The sequence below is a fragment of the Ancylobacter crimeensis genome (genome assembly GCF_023016805.1).
Taxonomy (GTDB): Bacteria; Pseudomonadota; Alphaproteobacteria; order Rhizobiales; family Xanthobacteraceae; genus Ancylobacter; species Ancylobacter crimeensis.
On sequence record NZ_JALKCH010000006.1, the window covers coordinates 114,734 to 131,597 of the forward strand.

Sequence of the window (16,864 nt, forward strand, 5' to 3'; positions counted from 1 at the left end):
CGCGTCCCCTGCTTTCCCGCCTCGTTCGTCCCGACTCTCGCCGCCCTCGACTGCGCCTCCGGTCGGAATGACCGTGAACGAGCGCTCCCCTCACGCCGACAGGCGGCGATAGGCGCGGCGGGAATAGACCAGCGGTTCCTCGGCATGGGTTTCCACCGCCACCACCTCGCCGGCGACGATGCGATGCGTGCCGAAATCGAACAGGCCGGCGATGCGGCAGTCGAAGCGGCAGAGCGCACCGACCAGCAGCGGCGATCCGGTCTCGCGGATGTCCCATTCGCCGGCGGCGAAGCGGTCGTCGCGCAGCTCCGGGATCAGGCCGGCGAAGCTGTCGGCGATACGGTGCTGCTCATGGCCGAGGATGTTCGCGGCGAAGACGCCGTTGGCGATCAGCGCGGGCAGCGAGCGGCTGTCCCGGTGCACGCAGAATAGCACCGAGGGCGGCTCCATGGAGAGCGAGCACAGCGAGGAGACGGTGAGCCCCGCGCGCCCCGCCTCGCCGTCGGTGGTCACCACGGTGACGCCGGCGGCGGTGCGGCCCATGGCCTCGCGGAAAAGGGCGGGATCGATGGTCATTGTTTCTTCGCTCCGAGAACCTTGTCGGACAGGCCGGCCGCCTTGCGCACGAAATCGAGCGGGCCTTCGAAATCGAAGGCACCATACACCGCCGCGAGGTGGTTGAAGTGCGGAGCCTGCGCGAACTGCACGAAGGTGAGCCGGTGGCCGGCATAATCGGAGTTCAGGAGATCGCGGGCAAAGGCGAGCAGCTTGCGCCGGTCCTCCGCCTCCCACTCCTCGTTGAGCGAGTAGAACTTCTTCAGCCACTCGCCGGAGCCCGGCGCCTCGAAGGCGGCGGCGTTCGGGGTGACGCAGATCTGGCCGCCGCACAGCTCGCGGGCGATGTGCATCATGGCGGGAAGCTGCGAGCAGGCGTGGACGCGGCCGGCATAGAGCAACGACTGGTTGGGCATCAAAAGGCCGCCGGGGCTCTTCTCCGCCAAGGTGATCGAGGCGGTGAGGTGGGCGTTGATGCCCTCGCGATAGCAGACGAGATCGGCGAGCTTCTCGCGAACCGACTGCAGCTTGTCGAGGCCGGTCTGCTTCGCGTTCCACATCGCAGCGCCGATCATCATGTCGGCGACATAGAGCAGGCGCTGCACATAGGGGAAGGCCGAGTAGCGGTGCAGCGTGGCGCGGATGTACTGCGCCGCCTTGGTGTGACGGTAGAAGAACACGTCCTCCCACGGGATCAGCACGTTGTCGAACACCACCAGCGCCTCGACCTCGTCGAAGCGGTTGGCGAGCGGGTAGTCCTTCGGGTCGGAACGGCCGGCGAAGCCCGAGCGGCAGATATGCTTCACGCCCGGCGCGCCCATCTTCACGATGCAGCCTACCGCGTAATCGGAGAGCTTCTCGTTCGCCCAGGCGCCGACGGTCGGCTTCAGGAAGGCCTGGTCGGCATAGGCGGCGGCGGTCTCGTATTTGGCGCCGCGGATGACGATGCCGGCGTCTGTCTCCTTCACGACATGCACCATCATGTCGGGATCCTGATCCTGCGGGGGCTTGGAGCGGTCGCCCTTCGGATCGGTGTTGGCCGAGACATGGAAGATGTCGTTGTCGAAGATGTTCTGGACATGCCGGTCGACATTGTCGGCAAAGCGCGGGTCGAACTCGGCCAGCACGTCGCGCCCGTCGATCAGTGACCAGACCTCGCCGATCGTCTCGTCGCCGACGCGGGTAACGACGCCGCCGATGTCCTTCATCACCAGATCGACCGCGGTAACCTTGTCGGTCCAGTCCCTGGTTTCTTTCGGCGGCTTGTAGAATATGGTGTTGCGCTTGTTGTCCTCGACATAGGTGAGGCGGTCCTGATAGGCGGCCTCATGCTGCATGTCGTACATGCGCGCCTTCACGTCGATGATCGGACGGAAGGCCGGATGACCGGTGATGTCCGACACCCGCTCGCCGTCGATCCAGACCTCGCGCCCGTCGCGCAGCCCGTTGCGATATTCATCACCCGTGCGGATCATGTGCCCATCCTTTTCTCGTGGGCAAATCTTGTGCGATACGAATGGATCGGTAAAATATTTTTCGTCGTTCCTTGAGATAATATTTTCCGATGAACCTATCGCTCCGCGCCCTGCGCTACATCGTGGCGACCGCCGATTGCGGCAATCTCACCGAGGCGGCGCGCCAGCTCAACGTCTCGCAGCCTTCCATCTCGGCGGCCATCGCCCAGTTCGAGGCGGAATGCGGGGTGCAGATCTTCGTGCGCCACCACGCCAAGGGCGTGACCACCACCATCGCCGGCACCCGCATCATCAACGAGGCGCGGCTGCTGCTGAACCATGCCCGCGACTTCGGTCAGAACGCGCGCGACATGACCAACGAGGTTCGCGGCGAAATCTCGGTGGGCTGCTTCTGGACGCTCGCCACCCATTTCATGCCCGGCCTCATCTCGCGCTTCACCCAGACCCATCCCGGCATCAGCGTCAATCTCGACGAGGGCGACCAGCAGCTCGTCCTCGACGCCCTCATTGCCGGGCGCACAGAGATCGCGCTCTCCTATGATTTCGCCCGCCCCGAAGAGATCGTGGCCGACAGCCTGGCCGAACTGCCGCCCTATGCGGTGCTGCCCCCCGACCATCCGCTGGCCGCGCGCGAGAGCGTGACGCTGGCCGACCTTGCGCCGGAGCCCTTCATCCTGCTCGATCTGCCCTATTCGCGGGACTATTTCGTCCGGCTGTTCCGCTCCGCCGGGCTGGAGCCGCGCATCGCCTTTCGCTCGCGGGTCTATGAGCTGACGCGCGGCCTTGTGGGACAAGGGCTCGGCTACACCATCCAGAACGTCATGCCCCGCACCCAGCTCACCGCCGATGGCGGGCGGGTCGCCTCGGTGCCGATCGTCGATGCGCTGGAGCCGGTGCGCCTCGTCGCGCTGCGGCTCAAGCGGCAGGCGGCACGCCCGGCGGTCGAGGTGTTCGCGCGCCACCTCGCCGCCAGCTTCAGCGAAGGCGGCCTGTTCGCGCCGGGCACCCTCTCCCCGCGCCACACGCTGCGTTGAGCGGGATAGGCCGGCCCGATGCGCTGGATCGAAAAACGGTCTGCCGCAGGGCATTGCCGGGAGGCGGGAGCGCTCGCTAGCCTGACGGAGCAGGCTGCGCGAGTGCGCGGCACATTGCGAGAGTGCGCGGAATGACGGCAATCATGGAGACAGGAACGGAGAAGGGGATCACGCCCCGTCTCCAGCTCATCCGCCCAGTCGACCACCGCGTGACGCCGTGGAAGAACGGCGCCGGGGTGACCCGCGACGTGCTGCTGCTTCCCGAGGGGGCGGGGCATGAGGATTTCGATATCCGCATCAGCCTCGCGCCGATTCCCGTCGAGGGACCCTTCTCGTCCTTTCCCGGCATCGACCGCCACATCACGCTGCTGCACGGCTCGCGGCTGGAACTCGTCTTCGCCAACGGCACCCGCACCCTTCTGCCGCTGGCACCGCTCTATTTCGACAGCGCCCAGGCGCCGACCTCCCGCCTGCCGGACGGGCCGGTCGAGGTGCTGAACATCATGACCCGACGCGGGCGCTGGACGGCGCAGGTGATGCCGCTCACCGACCGCTCGGCATCCCTCCTCGCCGCGCCAGCCGGCGGCCATGTCGTGCTCCATGCGGCGGCCGGAACGTGGCGGGTGAGCGGGGAGCGCGGCGCAATCGAGCTCGCGCCCGGCGACACGCTGGTGACCCATGGCGAGGTCACGCTCAGCGCCGCCCCGCACGAGGGAAGGGCAGGCGCGAGCGCCCTCGCAGGCTTCCTCGCCCCTGTCCGGGACGACGGCGCCGACCCATGAGACCTTCCGGCTGCTTGCATCGCCCGGGCGGCATGGCCATTGCTTCGACCGGGGCGAGGTTCCGGGCTGCGGCCCGACAGGTGAGGAGTCAAGGGGCGTGAGAGCTGCACAGGACGGACGGACAGAGCATAGGATCGGAGCGATGTCGGCATGAGCAAGGAAGCCCTCGTCTTCTACAGCGCCGTCGACGATCCGGCCGCCTGGCGCGAGGCGCTCACCGCCGAGCTGCCCGAGCTCGATTTCCGCGTGGCGCCCGAGATCGGCGATCCGTCCGAGGTGAGCTATGCGCTGGTGTGGTCGCCGCCGGCCGGCTTCTTCGCGGGCTTTCCCAACCTGAAGCTCGTCACCAATCTCGGGGCCGGCGTCGATGCGCTGGTGCGCCGCGATGACCTGGTGCCGGTGCCGATCTCCCGGCTCAACGATCCCGGCATGGTGCAGATGATGGCGAGCTACATCATCTTCGCCGTCACCCGCTACGCCCGCGACATCCCGGTTTTCGAAGAGGCGCAGCGGCGCGGCGAATGGACCTATGTGCACCCGCGCGCGCTCTCCGAGATCAGGGTCGGCGTGCTGGGGTTGGGCGAACTCGGCGGCCCGGCGGCAGCGGCCCTGGCACGGATGGGCTTCACCGTCTCCGGCTGGTCGCGCAGCGCCAAGCGGATCGAGGGCGTCACCAGCTTCACCGGGCGCGACGGGCTGGAGCACATCCTCTCCGACAGCGAGATCGTGGTGGTGCTGGTGCCGCTGACGCGCGACAGCGAGGGCCTGATCGGCGCGGCCGAGCTGGCGCTGATGAAGAAAGGCGCGAAACTGGTGAACGCCTCGCGCGGCCGCCTCGTGGACGAGCCGGCCTTGATCGCGGCGCTCGCGAGCGGCCATCTCGGCGGGGCGACGCTGGATGTCTTCGTCGAGGAACCGCTGCCCGCAAGCCACACGCTCTGGACCACGCCGAACGTGCTCATCACCCCGCACATCGCCAGCATCACCGTGCCCTCCGGCGCCGCCCGCGACGTTGCGGAGAGCATCCGGCGCGTGCGTCGCGGCGAACCGCCGCTGCACGAGGTGCATCCGATGCGGGGCTATTGAGGCACTGCCAAGGGTGGCAGAAGGGGCGGCCCGCGCCGCCGCCCCATTCTCTCTGCCCGGTCAAGTCTCGCCCGGCGCGCTCCTAGGTATAGACATAATCTCGGACGAAGCGGAGCCCGTGCTGCGACAATGCTCGAGCGGGACCGCGCTGAATGGCGCACGGGCCGCGGGCGTTGTACGAACCCTTGCGGCATGCCTCAGCCTCTGCCGGCGCCCACTTCATTGCCGCGCTGCCAGCCATCGCCAGCGAATACCTTGATACAGGTGGCCCCTATTCAGTTTTCCGGTAGTTCCCGGTCGCCTTCCTGCAAGTAAATCCCGGCCCTGCGACGCTGTTACCGTTTTGCCGCAAGTTTTTGCACGGACCGCGCACCTTCCTCAGCGGCCGTCATGCCCCGCGTCTGGCATAGCAATTGCTTTTCAACTTGAGACGGTTCACCGCGCTGGCGGTTCCGTCCATGGGCTCTCGCAAACATTTCGGCCGGGCCTTCCCGCCGCATGGATGCGCGGAGGCTTCGCCTGCACCCTTGGCATGATCTGAGGAATTGACCCAATGCTGAACACGTTTTTCCGCCGGCACGTCGCCGGCGCGCTGTGCGGGACGGTGCTGGCGGCGCTCGCCTCGCAGGCGGCCTTCGCAGGCAAGATCTCCATCGGCCACACGATCTGGGTCGGCTACGGCCCGCTCTATCTCGCCAAGGAGCTCGGCTACTTCAAGGAAAACGGCGTCGACGTCGAGTTTCAGGTGGTGGACGATTCCGCGCTCGCCATGGCGGCACAGGCCGCCGGCAAGCTCTCCGGCACCGCGACCACGATCGACGAGATCCTGAAGTACCGCTCCGACAAGTTCTGCTTCAAGGCGGTCGGCGTGTTCGACGAGAGCCATGGCGGCGACGGCATGGTGACCACCAGCGCCATCAACAGCCTCGACGACCTCAAGGGCAAGACGGTCGCGATGAACGAGGGCTCGACCTCGCAGTTCTGGTTCTCCTACCTGCTCAAGAAGAAGGCCATCCCGCTGAAGGAGATCGAGGTGCTCAACATGAGCGCCGACGCCGCCGCGGCCGCCTTCATCGCCGGACAGGTTCCCGCCGCGGTGACCTGGGAGCCCAACCTCACTCTGGTGAGGACCAAGAATGTCGGCAAGGTGCTGACCTCCAGCGCCGATACTCCCGGCGTCATCGTCGACGTGCTGGAGCTGTCCTGCTCGGTGATCGAGAAGCAGCCCAAGGACGTGAAGGGCTTCCTCGACGCGCTCTACAAGGCGGTCGACTACATGAAGGCCAACCCGGAGAAGGCCAACGCCATCATGGCCAAGGGCGTCGGCGGCTACCTCAAGGATCCGAAGGACTTCGCCGACGCCGCCGCGGGCGTGAAGTTCTACGACAAGCCGATGACCATCGACTATCTGGGCACCAAGGAGAAGCCGGGCCCGATCGCCGACGTGATCAAGCTCGGCAACGAGATCTGGTCCGATCTCGGCAAGATGAAGAGCACCGTCACCTACGATCAGGTCGTGGATTCCGGCCACCTCAAGTGAGGACGGGCGGGCGTCTGCCCGCCGCGCACCATCTGCCGCCGGCCGGCTCCCTCGCGGCGCCGGCCGGCACCGCCCTCCGATGCCGACGGAAGAGCCATGGCCCGCAAGACCTCCCTCCTCGACCAGTGCCTGACGCCCAAGGCCGAGATTCCGACGGCCCTCAAATTCACCGTTTCCGCCGTCACCTGGGTGGCGGTGATCGGGGTGTGGTCGATTCTCACCTATGGCGGCTTCATGCAGGACATCTTCCTGCCCTCGCCGACGCAGGTGACCGACGCCTTCTTCCGCCTGCTCGACGACGGCACCCTGGGCCAGCACATCTGGGCGAGCGTGCAGGTGGTGGTCACCGGCTTCGTCATCTCCTCCATCGTCGCCGTCCCGCTCGGCCTGCTGATGGGCACGTTCAAGGTGGTGCAGGCCGCGCTCGAGCCGCTGGTGAACTTCATCCGCTACCTGCCGGTCACGTCCTTCGTGCCGCTGTTCATCCTGTGGATCGGCATCGGCATCGAGCAGCGGATCATGGTCATCATCTTCGGCACCTTCTTCCAGCAACTCGTGATGATCGCGGACGTCTCGCGCAGCGTGCCGAAGGATCTGCTGAACGCCTCCTACACGCTCGGCGCCTCGCGGCGCGACGCGCTGCTCCACGTCCTCACCCCGGCGGCGCTGCCCGGCATCATCGACACGCTGCGCGTCACCATGGGCTGGGCCTGGACCTATCTCGTGGTCGCCGAACTGGTCGCCGCCTCCTCGGGCCTCGGCTACATCTCGATGAAGGCCATGCGCGGCTTCCAGGTCGACGTGATCTTCCTCGCCATCGCCATCATCGGCCTTCTGGGACTGCTCACCGACCTCGTCTTCCGCCTGTTCCGCATGCGGCTGGTGGCGTGGGCGAACTGAGCGGCGAACGGAGCCGGCGAACCCTTTTGCGAGAGATTTCCCGATGAGCGTTGCAGTCGCCCCCAAGACCGGCCCGTACCCGGCCCAACCGGAACCGGCCGGCCCGCATCTGTCGATCAAGGACGTGCGCCTCGAATACAAGGCGCGCACCGGCAAGAGCGTGCTCGCCATCGACCGGATTTCGATCGAGGTGCCGGACAACGAATTCGCCGTCATCGTCGGGCCGTCCGGCTGCGGCAAGTCGAGCCTGCTCTACCTCGTCGCCGGCCTCGCCGAACCGACCGAAGGGCACATCCTGCTGGACGGCACCGAGGTGAACGGCCCAGGCGCCGACCGGGGCATGGTGTTCCAGTCCTACACGCTGTTCCCGTGGCTCACGGTCCGCGAAAACGTCGAGTTCGGCCTCAAGCGCCGCAAGGTGCCGGCGGAGGAGCGCGAGCGGATCGTCAGCCAATACCTGAACGACACCGGCCTCGCCGCCTTCCATGACGCCTATCCCAAGCAGCTCTCCGGCGGCATGATGCAGCGCGTGGCCATCGCCCGGGCGCTGGCCAATGATCCGCGCATCCTGCTGATGGACGAGCCGTTCGGCGCGTTGGACAGCCAGACCCGCACCTCGATGCAGAAGCTGCTGCTCAAGGTTTGGGAGCAGCACCAGAAGACGGTGCTGTTCGTCACCCACGACATCGACGAGGCGATCCTGCTGGGCGACCGCATCTATGTCATGACCGCCCGGCCGGGCCGGCTGAAGGAGGAGATCGTGGTGCCGATTCCGCGGCCGCGCTCGCTCGACATGGTAATGGAGCCGGAATTCATCGCGGTGAAGCGCCGGATCCTCGAACTGCTGAAGAACGAGATCAAGGACGACGAGCACTGAGCCTTCATACGCGGCCCGCCCTTCGGGAACAGGCCGCGGATCCGGCGATGGCGGGTCGATGCGCTTACGCCAGCCGCGCCACCGCCCGTCGGGCCATCACCCATGCGAGACGGGCGCGATAGGCGCCGCTGCCGTGGATGTCGGCGATCATGTCCTCCGCCGGCAGTTGCAGGCCGTCCAATGCCGAGACGATGAAGCCGGCTTCCAGCGCCGTCTCGGCCTCCTCCCAGCGGAACACCCCGGACTGGCCGGCCCCGGTCACCGCCACGCGAACGCCGTCCGCCGTTTCCGCGACCATCACTCCGGCCATGGCGTAGCGCGACGCGGGGTTGGGAAACTTCTCATAGGCTGCACGGCGCGGGATCGGAAACCGCACCGCGACGATCGCCTCGTCCGGCTCCAGCGCGGTCTCGAAGAGGCCGAGGAAGAAGAGCCCCGCCGGAATCTCACGCCCGCTGGTCAGGATCACCGCATCGAAGGCGAGGCAGGCGGCAGGATAATCGGCGGTGGGATCATTATTGGCGAGGGATCCGCCGAGGGTGCCGCGATTGCGCACCGCCGGATCGCCGATAAGCCCGGCGAGGCCAGCCAGCGCGGGCAGCACCGCACGCAGCCCGGCATGTTCGGCGACATCGGCATGCGGTGTCATCGCTCCGATCGTCACGCTCCCCGGCCCCACCGCGATCCCCCGCAGAGATGCGATCCCGGCGAGATCGACCAACCCGCCCGGTGCGGCCAGGCGCTGCTTCAGCGTCGGGATCAGCGTCTGCCCCCCGGCGAGGAATTTGATGTCGTCACCGGCCGCGACGAGCACGCGGGCCGCATCAAGGCTGTCCGGGCGATGATAGTCGAAGGGAAACATCGGTCGCTTCTCGCGGGCTCAAGCGGCGGAGACGGTTGGCGCGTCGGCATCCGGCGCACCGCCGACGATCTGCATTCCGCCCATGGCCTGTGCGCCGGCCATGATGGCGTTGACGATGTTGTGGTAGCCGGTGCAGCGGCAGAGATTGCCCTCCAGCTCCTCCCGAACCACCTCCGGCCCGACGGATGGCCCGTTGCGGCGGGCAATGTCGAGCCCTGCCATGATCATGCCTGGCGTGCAGAACCCGCATTGCAGGCCGTGATGCTCGCGGAAGGCGACCTGCATCGGATGCAGCGCGCCTGCGGTGCCGATGCCCTCGATGGTCAGCACCTCGTGGCCGTCCGCCTGCACCGCCAGTACCGTGCAGGCCTTTACGGCACGCCCGTCGAGATGGACCGTGCAGGCTCCGCACTGGCTGGTGTCGCAGCCCACATGGGTGCCGGTAAGGCCGAGACCCTCGCGCAGCACATCAACGAGCAAGGCCCGGCCGTCGATGTCGATGCCGTGCGGCGTCCCGTTCACGGTCAGGGCGATGGCCGGCATCGCTGTTCTCCTCCTGCTTGCGCTCCCGCACGCACGTCGCAACGCCCGTGCCAGCCTTTCGGCAGGCGGCGATCGGTTTCACGCCGCTCCCGGCCACCGGAGGACACCGTCGATGCGATCATCTGCATCGAAATACGGCGCCATCTGCCCAATGATTGATCGTGACAAGCGTTGGATATGACGTCTGATTTCGACAATGGAATATGGTGATACGGCACATAGGATGATGACGACCGATAGCACGCAGATGACGCGATGGCCGGCGACCACGGCTCCGTCTCTCCTCAACAGATCCGCCAACCGCCGGCAGCATCGGTGGCGCCGCACGCATTGCCGCCGACAGAAGCGGAAGGAACAGCCGCGCCTGATTATTTAACCGATTGACACTCTTGCAAAGACAGCAGATTTTGTCTGAATGGTACTATAGATAGTATGACATTCATCATCGTGAAACCCGGACATCGGGACACGTCCGACCCCCACAGGACGCGCATGAACCCGTTTGACCTCCCCACCGAGATCGTGGATCCGGCCGTCCATCGCCGCACGGTGACCCACCTTGCCGAGCGCGGCATCGCGGTCGAGGATTTCGAGCGCCGCCGGCACGCCTCGTTCCGGAAGGGGGTGACCGACCGGCTCGCCGCCCATGACGAACGCATCACCGCCATGAACCGCGACGCCGGCGTCGCGACGGCAGCCTGAGGAGACGGGGATGGACAGCACCGGCGAACGGCGCGGCGGCGTCACGCCCTATCTCGAACTGCGCGCGGCGACCCGCGACCGCGACCGCTCGCTGCGCGACAAGGTGATGTCGCTGGAAGAGGCGGCGAAGCTCGTCTCCGATGGAGAGCACGTCTCGCTCGGCGGCTGCACGGCCTCGCGCACCCCCTTCGCGATGATCTGGGCGCTGATCCGGCGGGGCGTGAAGGACCTCGCCGTCTCGCGCTCCATCATCTCCACCGAGGGCGACCTGCTGTTCGCCTCCGGGGCGTCCCGCCACATCATGACGAGCTGGTTCAGCCAGGGCATCGTCTGGGGCGTCTCCAAGGTCATGCGGGCCCACACCGAGAGCGGCCGCGCCCGCTTCGAGGAGTGGAGCCACATGGCGATGGGCCTGCGCTACAAGGCAGGAGCCATGGGCGTGCCCTTCATGCCGATGCGCTCCATGCTGGGCTCGGGCGTGCTGGACCGCGCCGAGGGCGCACGCACCATGGAATGCCCCTTCACCGGCGAAACGCTGCTGCTGGTGCCCGCGCTCAATCCCGACGTCGCGCTCATCCATGTCCAGCGCTGCGACGCCTATGGCAACGCCCAGCTCGACGGCCTGACCTTCATGGATGTCGACATGGCGATGGCGGCGAAGCGCGTCATCCTCACCACCGAGCGCATCGTCTCCAACGAACAGATCCGCCGCGCGCCCGACCAGACCAAGATCGGCTTCTTCACCGTGGATGCCGTTGTAGAGGTGCCGTTCGGCTCGGCGCCCCATGAGTGCTACGGCATCTATGAGCCCTTCTACGGCCATATGGATCTCTATGCGGCAATGACCGCGAAAGATCCCGATGCCGGTGCCAAGGCCTATCTCGAGCGCTTCTATCACGAACCGAAGAACTGGGCGGCCTATCTGGAGCGCATCGGCATGGCCGAGCTGCTCGACGCCCGCCGCCGCGGGAGCAGCATCTATGACGACTGAAACCGCAAACGCGCCGGATGCCGCGGCCTATACCGGATCGGAACTGCTGGCGGTGATGAGCGCGCGGCTGCTGGCGGACGGGCAGACCGTCTTCGCCGGGGTTGGCATTCCCCTTCTGGCCGCCATCCTCGCCCAGCGCACCCGCGCGCCGGGCCTCACCATCCTGTTCGAAGGCGGGGTGATCGGCCCCTTCGTCGAGCCCGGCAAGCTGCCACCCTCCACCAATGAGCAGCGCTGCGCCCGGCGCGCCAACATGCTGGTCTCGATCACAGACGTGCTGCTGATGCTGCAGCGCGGCTATGTCGATGTCGGCTTCATGGGCGGTGCGCAGATCGACCGCTACGGCAATCTGAACTCCTCCTTCATCGGCGATGCCGAACGTCCGAAGATCCGCCTGCCCGGCACCGGAGGAGGCAACGACATCGCCAGCCTCGCCGAGATGATCGTTGCCATGAAGCACGAGAAGCGACGCTTCGTGGAGAAGGTGGACTTCATCACATCGCCCGGCTTCCTCGACGGCGGAACCAGCCGGCGCGACGCCGGCCTGCCGGCGGGCGGCATGTTCCGGGTGGTGACCGATCTCGGCATTCTCGGCTTCGATGCCGAGACGCGCGCGATGACCGTGCTGGCCCTGCATCCCGGCGTGAGCGCCGAGACCATCAAGGCCAAGACCGGCTTTCCGCTGCCCGTGCCGGCGGATGTGCCCGTCACCATGCCGCCCACGGACCATGAGCTCGGCATCCTGCGCGAACTCGACCCCGAGCGGCTCTACACCGCCTGATTCTCCGTCTCCGGCCCCACAGCGGAAAGACCTCCCATGCCAGCACCCGTCTCCTACGGCATCGCGATGCGCAACTTCACCCGCTTCCCGGAAATGCCGGATGCGCGCGCGCTGATCGACTATGGCGTGCGCATGGAGGAATTCGGCTTCGAATCGCTGTGGGTGTGGGACCACATCCTGCTCGGCACTGACCCCAATTTCCCGATCATCGATTCGCTCTCGCTGCTCACGGCGGTCGCGGCCCTTACCTCGAAGATCCGCATCGGCACCGGGGTTCTGGTGCTGCCGCTGCGCAACCCGGTGATCCTCGCCAAGCAGCTGTCCTCGATGGACCTGATCTCGAACGGGCGCCTCACGCTCGGTGCGGCGGTGGGCTGGTACAAGCGGGAGTTCGACGCCGTCGGCATCCCCCATGATCGCCGCGGCAGGATCATGGACCGCAACCTCGACATCCTGCGCCGGCTCTGGACCGAAGAGAGCGTCACCGGCGAATGGGACGAGCTGAACCTGCGCAATGCGGTGATGTTCCCCAAGCCCGTGCAGAAGCCGCATCCCCCGATCCTGGTCGGCGGCTATGTCGACGTGGTGCTGAAGCGCGCGGCGACCAAGGGCGACGGCTGGCTCACCTATTTCTACACGCCGGAGGGCTATCGCGAGGCCTGGGCGAAGATCTGCGCCTATGCCGAGGAAGCCGGCCGCGACCCGGCGGACCTCGACAGCCTCAACCAGCTTCCGATCTATGTCGGCCCGCGCGAGGAAGGTATGCCCCTCATGACGGAGTGGCTGAACGCGGAATGGGACCTGTCCAAGGGCAGCCAGTCCACTTTCGACAGCGCCATCGTCGGCACGCCGGAGGAATGCGCCGAACAGATCGCCGCTCATGTCGCCACCGGCGTGAAGAACATCTGCTTCGTGCCCTGGCGCTACCATCGCGAGCAGGTCGAGGCGCTGGCGCGGGACGTGCTGCCGCTGCTGCGGCGCTGAACGAGGGCGGCGCCTCCGGCCCTTGCGACAAAACATCGCTTTGACCCGGCCGTTTCTGTTGACTTCGCGACCTCCACAGCTGAGCATTGCTCTAAAGAAAAGCTTGGGGAGGTCCCGTGCGCGTCCTGTCGGGAATGGCCGGTTCCGCGGCCATCGCGATCTGTATCTTCACCGCGTCCATCTCGGACAGCGGTCGTGCTGCCCCTGCCGTCAAGGCGGGCATGGCGGGCGGATTCGATGTGGTTGAGAGCGCGCGCAGCCTCGTCGGCAGCTGGCTGACCCGTATGTTCAGCGCCGACACCGCCCGCCACGGCCCCGGACCCGGCTGATCCGGCCGTAGTGAGATTCTGCGCGGCCCTTATCGCCTGGGCGACGACACACAGAGATTCTCCACACCGAATATTACGCGGATTGTTCGCGCAGCGCCGCGAGGCTGCCGATCTTTGCCCGCTTCCCGGCCGGCGCCTCCAAGCGCGGCGTGAGCACGGGCGCGGCGAGCGAAGCCCGCCTCTGCGCTTCCGGCGCATCGCCATACAGCGTGGTGCGCTGGCGCGGAATGCGCCCCAGCCCGTGGATGACGGCTTCCATCCGGGCAGGCGGAAACTCCTGCCCATGGATGCCGCCGGCTGCGCGACTGATGGATTCGTCCATCAAGGTGCCCCCCGCATCGTCGGCGCCGGCCTGCAACGCGGCGGCAAGCCCGCCTTCGCCGAGTTTCACCCAGGACGCCTGCACATGGCTCACCACCGGATCGAGCGCCAGCCGCGCCACCGCGTGCATCAGCAGGGCCTCGCGGCGGCTCGGCCCGGCACGGGTGCCGCCCTTCAGGAACAGCGGCGCTTCCATGTGAAGGAACGGCAGCGGCACGAATTCAGTTAGCCCGCCCGTCTCCTGCTGGAGATGGCGCAGCCGGAGCAGGTGCCGGGCCCAGTGCACATAGCCATCGACATGGCCGAACATGATGGTCGAGGTGGTCTTCAGCCCCACCCGATGCGCGCTGGCGATGGTGTCGAGCCAGTCCTGCGTCGTGAGCTTGTCGGTGCAGATGAGGCGGCGCACCTCGTCATCGAGCACCTCCGCCGCCGTGCCGGGCAAGGTGCCCAGCCCGGCTGCCTTCAGCATGGCAAGAAATTCCGACACCGGGACGCCCAGCGTCGCCGCACCGTGCCGCACTTCCAGCGCGGAGAAGGCATGGACATGGAGGTCCGGCACCGCCGCCTTCACCGCGCGGACGATGGAGAGATAGGTGTGGCCTGAATAATCCGGGTGGATGCCGCCCTGCATGCACACCTCGGTCGCCCCCCGCGCCCACGCCTCGCGGGCGCGGCGGCGAATCTCGTCGAGATCGAGCTCATAGGGCCGGCCGCGCAGATGTTCCGCCGCCTTGCCTTTCGAGAAGGCGCAGAAGCCGCAGCGATAGGAGCAGACATTGGTGTAGTTGATGTTGCGGGTGACGACATAGGAGACGCGCTCCCCGACCCTGTCCCGGCGCAGAGCATCGGCCGCCACGAACACCGCTTCGGCTTCTTCCCCGCGTGCCTCGAACAGCCGGACGATCTCCACCTCGCCTAGCGTGCTCCCGGCGAAGGGCTTTTCCAGCAACGTGGCGAGCGCGCCCGCCGGCCCGCGGAGCATGGGTGCGGCGGGCGTCGAAGCCGCGCCGGGCCACTCCACCACCGTATCGCCGAAGGTATCGCTCCCGCCCACGCGCCACAGGCTCTCATGGGCCAGCCCGGCGGCATCGGCGCGGCGCTGCACCCGTGCACGCAGCGCGGAATCCAGCCAGACATCCGGCTGCGCGAGGTGCCGCGGATAGATGGCGAGGCGTGGCGCCAGCACCTTGCCAGCACGCCGTGTCGCGGCCGCGAGCGCGGCCAGCGCCGGCCATGGCGCCTCGGGATTCACGTGATCCGGCGTCACCGGGGAAACGCCGCCCCAGTCATTGATGCCGGCATCGATGAGCGCCGCCAGTCCGTCCGGCCGAAGGTTTGGCGGCGCCTGCACGCTGATGCCGGGCCCAAGGATCAGCCGCGCCACGGCCACGGTCCAGAGATGGTCCTCCAGCGCCGGCTCGGGCGCATCGGCCATCCTGGTCCCGGCCTTGGCGCGGAAGTTCTGGATGATGACTTCCTGCACATGGCCGTGCCGCTCATGCGAGGCCCGGATGGCGAGCAGTGCCTCGATCCGTTCGACCCGCGTCTCGCCGATGCCGATCAGGAGCCCGGTGGTGAAGGGCACCTTCGCGCGCCCGGCCGCCTCCAGCGTCGCGAGGCGCACGGTCGGCTGCTTGTCCGGCGAGCCGAAATGCGGACCGCCCCGCGCGGAAAGCCGTGCGGCCGTCGTCTCGATCATGAGCCCCTGCGAGGCGGAGACCTGACGCAGCCGGGCCAGATCGGCCTCGTCCATCACACCGGCATTGATGTGCGGCAGCAGTCCCGTTTCTTCCGCCACGCGCTTCGCCATGGCGGCGAGATAGTCGAGCGTCGTGGCGAAGCCAAGCGCGGCGAGTTCCTCACGCGCGACGGCGTAGCGCAGCTCGGGCTTGTCGCCGAGCGTGAACAGCGCCTCGTCGCACCCTACCCGCGCTCCGGCCTGGGCGATCGCCAGCACCTCGTCGGGGGTCAGGAAGGCGCGCTGGCCCCTCCTCGGCGGGTGGGCGAAGGTACAGTAGTGGCAGACGTCGCGGCAGAGCTGGGTGAGCGGGATGAACACCTTGCGCGAGACGGTGACGAGGCTGCCAAAGCCGGCATCGCGTACCCGCGCGCCCGCACGCATCAGCGCGCCGAGGTCGTCCAGGCCGGCCAGTTTCATTGCGTCGGCTTCCGGGAGCCGGCCGCCGCCGGCAAGGCGGCCGGCAACCTCGTCGAGAGATCCGCTCGCCAGCCCCGCCATCAGGCCATCATCTCGGGCAGCGTCACCATTTCGATGCCGGCGGCCTTGAGGCCCTGCTGAACCGCGGTTGCGACCGCGACCGCGGTGGGCTCGTCGCCGTGGATGCAGAGCGAATCGAACTGCGTCGCCAGCCGCTTGCCGTTCACCGAGAGGATCTCGCCGGTTTCGACCATGCGTACGGTGCGCTCCGCCGCCAGCGCCGGATCGCGGATCACCGAGCCGGCAATGGCACGGGACTGAAGGTTGCCATCATCGTCATACATCCGGTCGACGAAGGCCTCGCGGGCCAGCTTCAGGTCGAGCGCCAGCGCGGCCTTCTCCATCTCCGAGCCGGAGAGCGCGAGATAATAGAGGGAGGGATCCACCGTCTTGATCGCCCGGCCGATCGCCATGGCATAATCGGCATTCACCGCAGCCATGTTGTTGAGGGCGCCATGAGGCTTCACATGCGTTACCTTGATACCGGCATAGCTCGCCATGGCGGCGAGCGCGCCGAGCTGGTAGGCCACGAGATATTCGAGGTCCGACGCGCTCATCTGGATGTTGCGGCGACCGAAGCCCCAGATGTCGTTGAAGCCGGGATGGGCTCCGATCGAAACACCGTTCTCCTTCGCCTTCAGGCAAACCCGGCGCATCACCGTCGCGTCGCCGCCATGCTGGCCGCAGGCGACGTTCACGCTCTTCACCAGACCGAGAATGGCATCGTCATTCCCGATGTCGTAACGGCCATAGCCCTCGCCCATGTCGGCGTTAATATTGATGCGCAGGGTCATGGCGAGTCTCCATTGGTTCGGCCTATGGATATGATTAACACATTAAATTATCATGTCTTTCAAGAGGAAACATACTATTCTTAGTAT

17 protein-coding genes are annotated in these 16,864 nt (G+C 67.0%); 11 read left to right on the plus strand and 6 right to left on the minus strand.

Annotated elements, in window-relative coordinates:
• Window positions 1-90: 90 nt before the first annotated feature.
• On the minus strand, window positions 91-576 hold the full coding sequence (locus MWN34_RS10220) for a flavin reductase family protein (protein ID WP_247028966.1): 486 nt from the start codon (window positions 574-576) through the stop codon (window positions 91-93).
• A complete protein-coding gene (locus MWN34_RS10225) occupies window positions 573-2,030 on the minus strand; it encodes a 4-hydroxyphenylacetate 3-hydroxylase family protein (RefSeq protein ID WP_247028967.1) in 1,458 nt (485 codons plus the stop codon). The genes MWN34_RS10220 and MWN34_RS10225 overlap by 4 nt, the downstream gene beginning before the upstream one ends.
• Window positions 2,031-2,119: 89 nt before the next feature.
• Here MWN34_RS10225 and MWN34_RS10230 point away from each other — a divergent pair, with 89 nt between their 5' ends.
• The 6 genes from MWN34_RS10230 to MWN34_RS10255 all read left to right on the plus strand — a co-directional run bounded on the left by MWN34_RS10230 (window position 2,120) and on the right by MWN34_RS10255 (window position 8,249).
• Entirely contained in the window at window positions 2,120-3,064 is a 945-nt protein-coding gene (locus MWN34_RS10230) for a LysR family transcriptional regulator (RefSeq protein ID WP_247028968.1), read from the plus strand.
• Window positions 3,065-3,207: 143 nt separating this feature from the next.
• Window positions 3,208-3,846: a HutD/Ves family protein gene (locus MWN34_RS10235; RefSeq protein ID WP_247028969.1), complete on the plus strand. Its 639-nt coding sequence runs from the start codon at window positions 3,208-3,210 to the stop codon at window positions 3,844-3,846.
• A 150-nt stretch (window positions 3,847-3,996) separates the two neighbouring features.
• Window positions 3,997-4,932 (plus strand): 2-hydroxyacid dehydrogenase, encoded by a 936-nt coding sequence (locus MWN34_RS10240; RefSeq protein WP_247028970.1) that lies wholly within the window; start codon window positions 3,997-3,999, stop codon window positions 4,930-4,932.
• 553 nt (window positions 4,933-5,485) lie between these two features.
• Window positions 5,486-6,472 (plus strand): ABC transporter substrate-binding protein, encoded by a 987-nt coding sequence (locus MWN34_RS10245; protein ID WP_247028972.1) that lies wholly within the window; start codon window positions 5,486-5,488, stop codon window positions 6,470-6,472.
• A 96-nt stretch (window positions 6,473-6,568) separates the two neighbouring features.
• Window positions 6,569-7,372 carry an ABC transporter permease gene (locus MWN34_RS10250; protein WP_247028974.1) on the plus strand — a complete coding sequence of 268 codons (804 nt, stop codon included), beginning with the start codon at window positions 6,569-6,571 and terminating at the stop codon, window positions 7,370-7,372.
• Between the two features lie 43 nt (window positions 7,373-7,415).
• On the plus strand, window positions 7,416-8,249 hold the full coding sequence (locus MWN34_RS10255; protein ID WP_247028976.1) for an ABC transporter ATP-binding protein: 834 nt from the start codon (window positions 7,416-7,418) through the stop codon (window positions 8,247-8,249).
• 64 nt (window positions 8,250-8,313) lie between these two features.
• Here MWN34_RS10255 and MWN34_RS10260 read toward each other — a convergent pair whose 3' ends face one another.
• Both MWN34_RS10260 and MWN34_RS10265 read right to left on the minus strand, forming a co-directional pair.
• A complete protein-coding gene (locus MWN34_RS10260) occupies window positions 8,314-9,111 on the minus strand; it encodes an FAD binding domain-containing protein (protein WP_247028978.1) in 798 nt (265 codons plus the stop codon).
• An 18-nt stretch (window positions 9,112-9,129) separates the two neighbouring features.
• Entirely contained in the window at window positions 9,130-9,654 is a 525-nt protein-coding gene (locus tag MWN34_RS10265) for a (2Fe-2S)-binding protein (RefSeq protein WP_247028980.1), read from the minus strand.
• Between the two features lie 492 nt (window positions 9,655-10,146).
• Here MWN34_RS10265 and MWN34_RS10270 point away from each other — a divergent pair, with 492 nt between their 5' ends.
• The 5 genes from MWN34_RS10270 (at window position 10,147) to MWN34_RS10290 (ending at window position 13,441) form a co-directional block, all read left to right on the plus strand.
• Window positions 10,147-10,356: a hypothetical protein gene (locus tag MWN34_RS10270; protein WP_247028982.1), complete on the plus strand. Its 210-nt coding sequence runs from the start codon at window positions 10,147-10,149 to the stop codon at window positions 10,354-10,356.
• Between the two features lie 10 nt (window positions 10,357-10,366).
• Window positions 10,367-11,347, plus strand: coding sequence for a CoA transferase subunit A (locus tag MWN34_RS10275; protein WP_247028984.1), 981 nt, complete (start codon window positions 10,367-10,369; stop codon window positions 11,345-11,347).
• Entirely contained in the window at window positions 11,337-12,128 is a 792-nt protein-coding gene (locus tag MWN34_RS10280) for a CoA-transferase subunit beta (RefSeq protein ID WP_247028986.1), read from the plus strand. Before MWN34_RS10275 ends, MWN34_RS10280 begins: the two co-directional genes overlap by 11 nt.
• A gap of 36 nt (window positions 12,129-12,164) precedes the next feature.
• A complete protein-coding gene (locus MWN34_RS10285; protein ID WP_247028988.1) occupies window positions 12,165-13,112 on the plus strand; it encodes an LLM class flavin-dependent oxidoreductase in 948 nt (315 codons plus the stop codon).
• A gap of 116 nt (window positions 13,113-13,228) precedes the next feature.
• Window positions 13,229-13,441, plus strand: coding sequence for a hypothetical protein (locus tag MWN34_RS10290; RefSeq protein ID WP_247028989.1), 213 nt, complete (start codon window positions 13,229-13,231; stop codon window positions 13,439-13,441).
• Between the two features lie 73 nt (window positions 13,442-13,514).
• Here MWN34_RS10290 and cofH read toward each other — a convergent pair whose 3' ends face one another.
• Both cofH and MWN34_RS10300 read right to left on the minus strand, forming a co-directional pair.
• A complete protein-coding gene (cofH, locus tag MWN34_RS10295; protein WP_425532090.1) occupies window positions 13,515-16,004 on the minus strand; it encodes a 5-amino-6-(D-ribitylamino)uracil--L-tyrosine 4-hydroxyphenyl transferase CofH in 2,490 nt (829 codons plus the stop codon).
• Complete coding sequence (locus tag MWN34_RS10300; RefSeq protein ID WP_247028991.1) at window positions 16,004-16,777, minus strand: LamB/YcsF family protein; 774 nt, start codon at window positions 16,775-16,777, stop codon at window positions 16,004-16,006. Before MWN34_RS10300 ends, cofH begins: the two co-directional genes overlap by 1 nt.
• Between the last annotated feature and the right edge of the window lie 87 nt (window positions 16,778-16,864).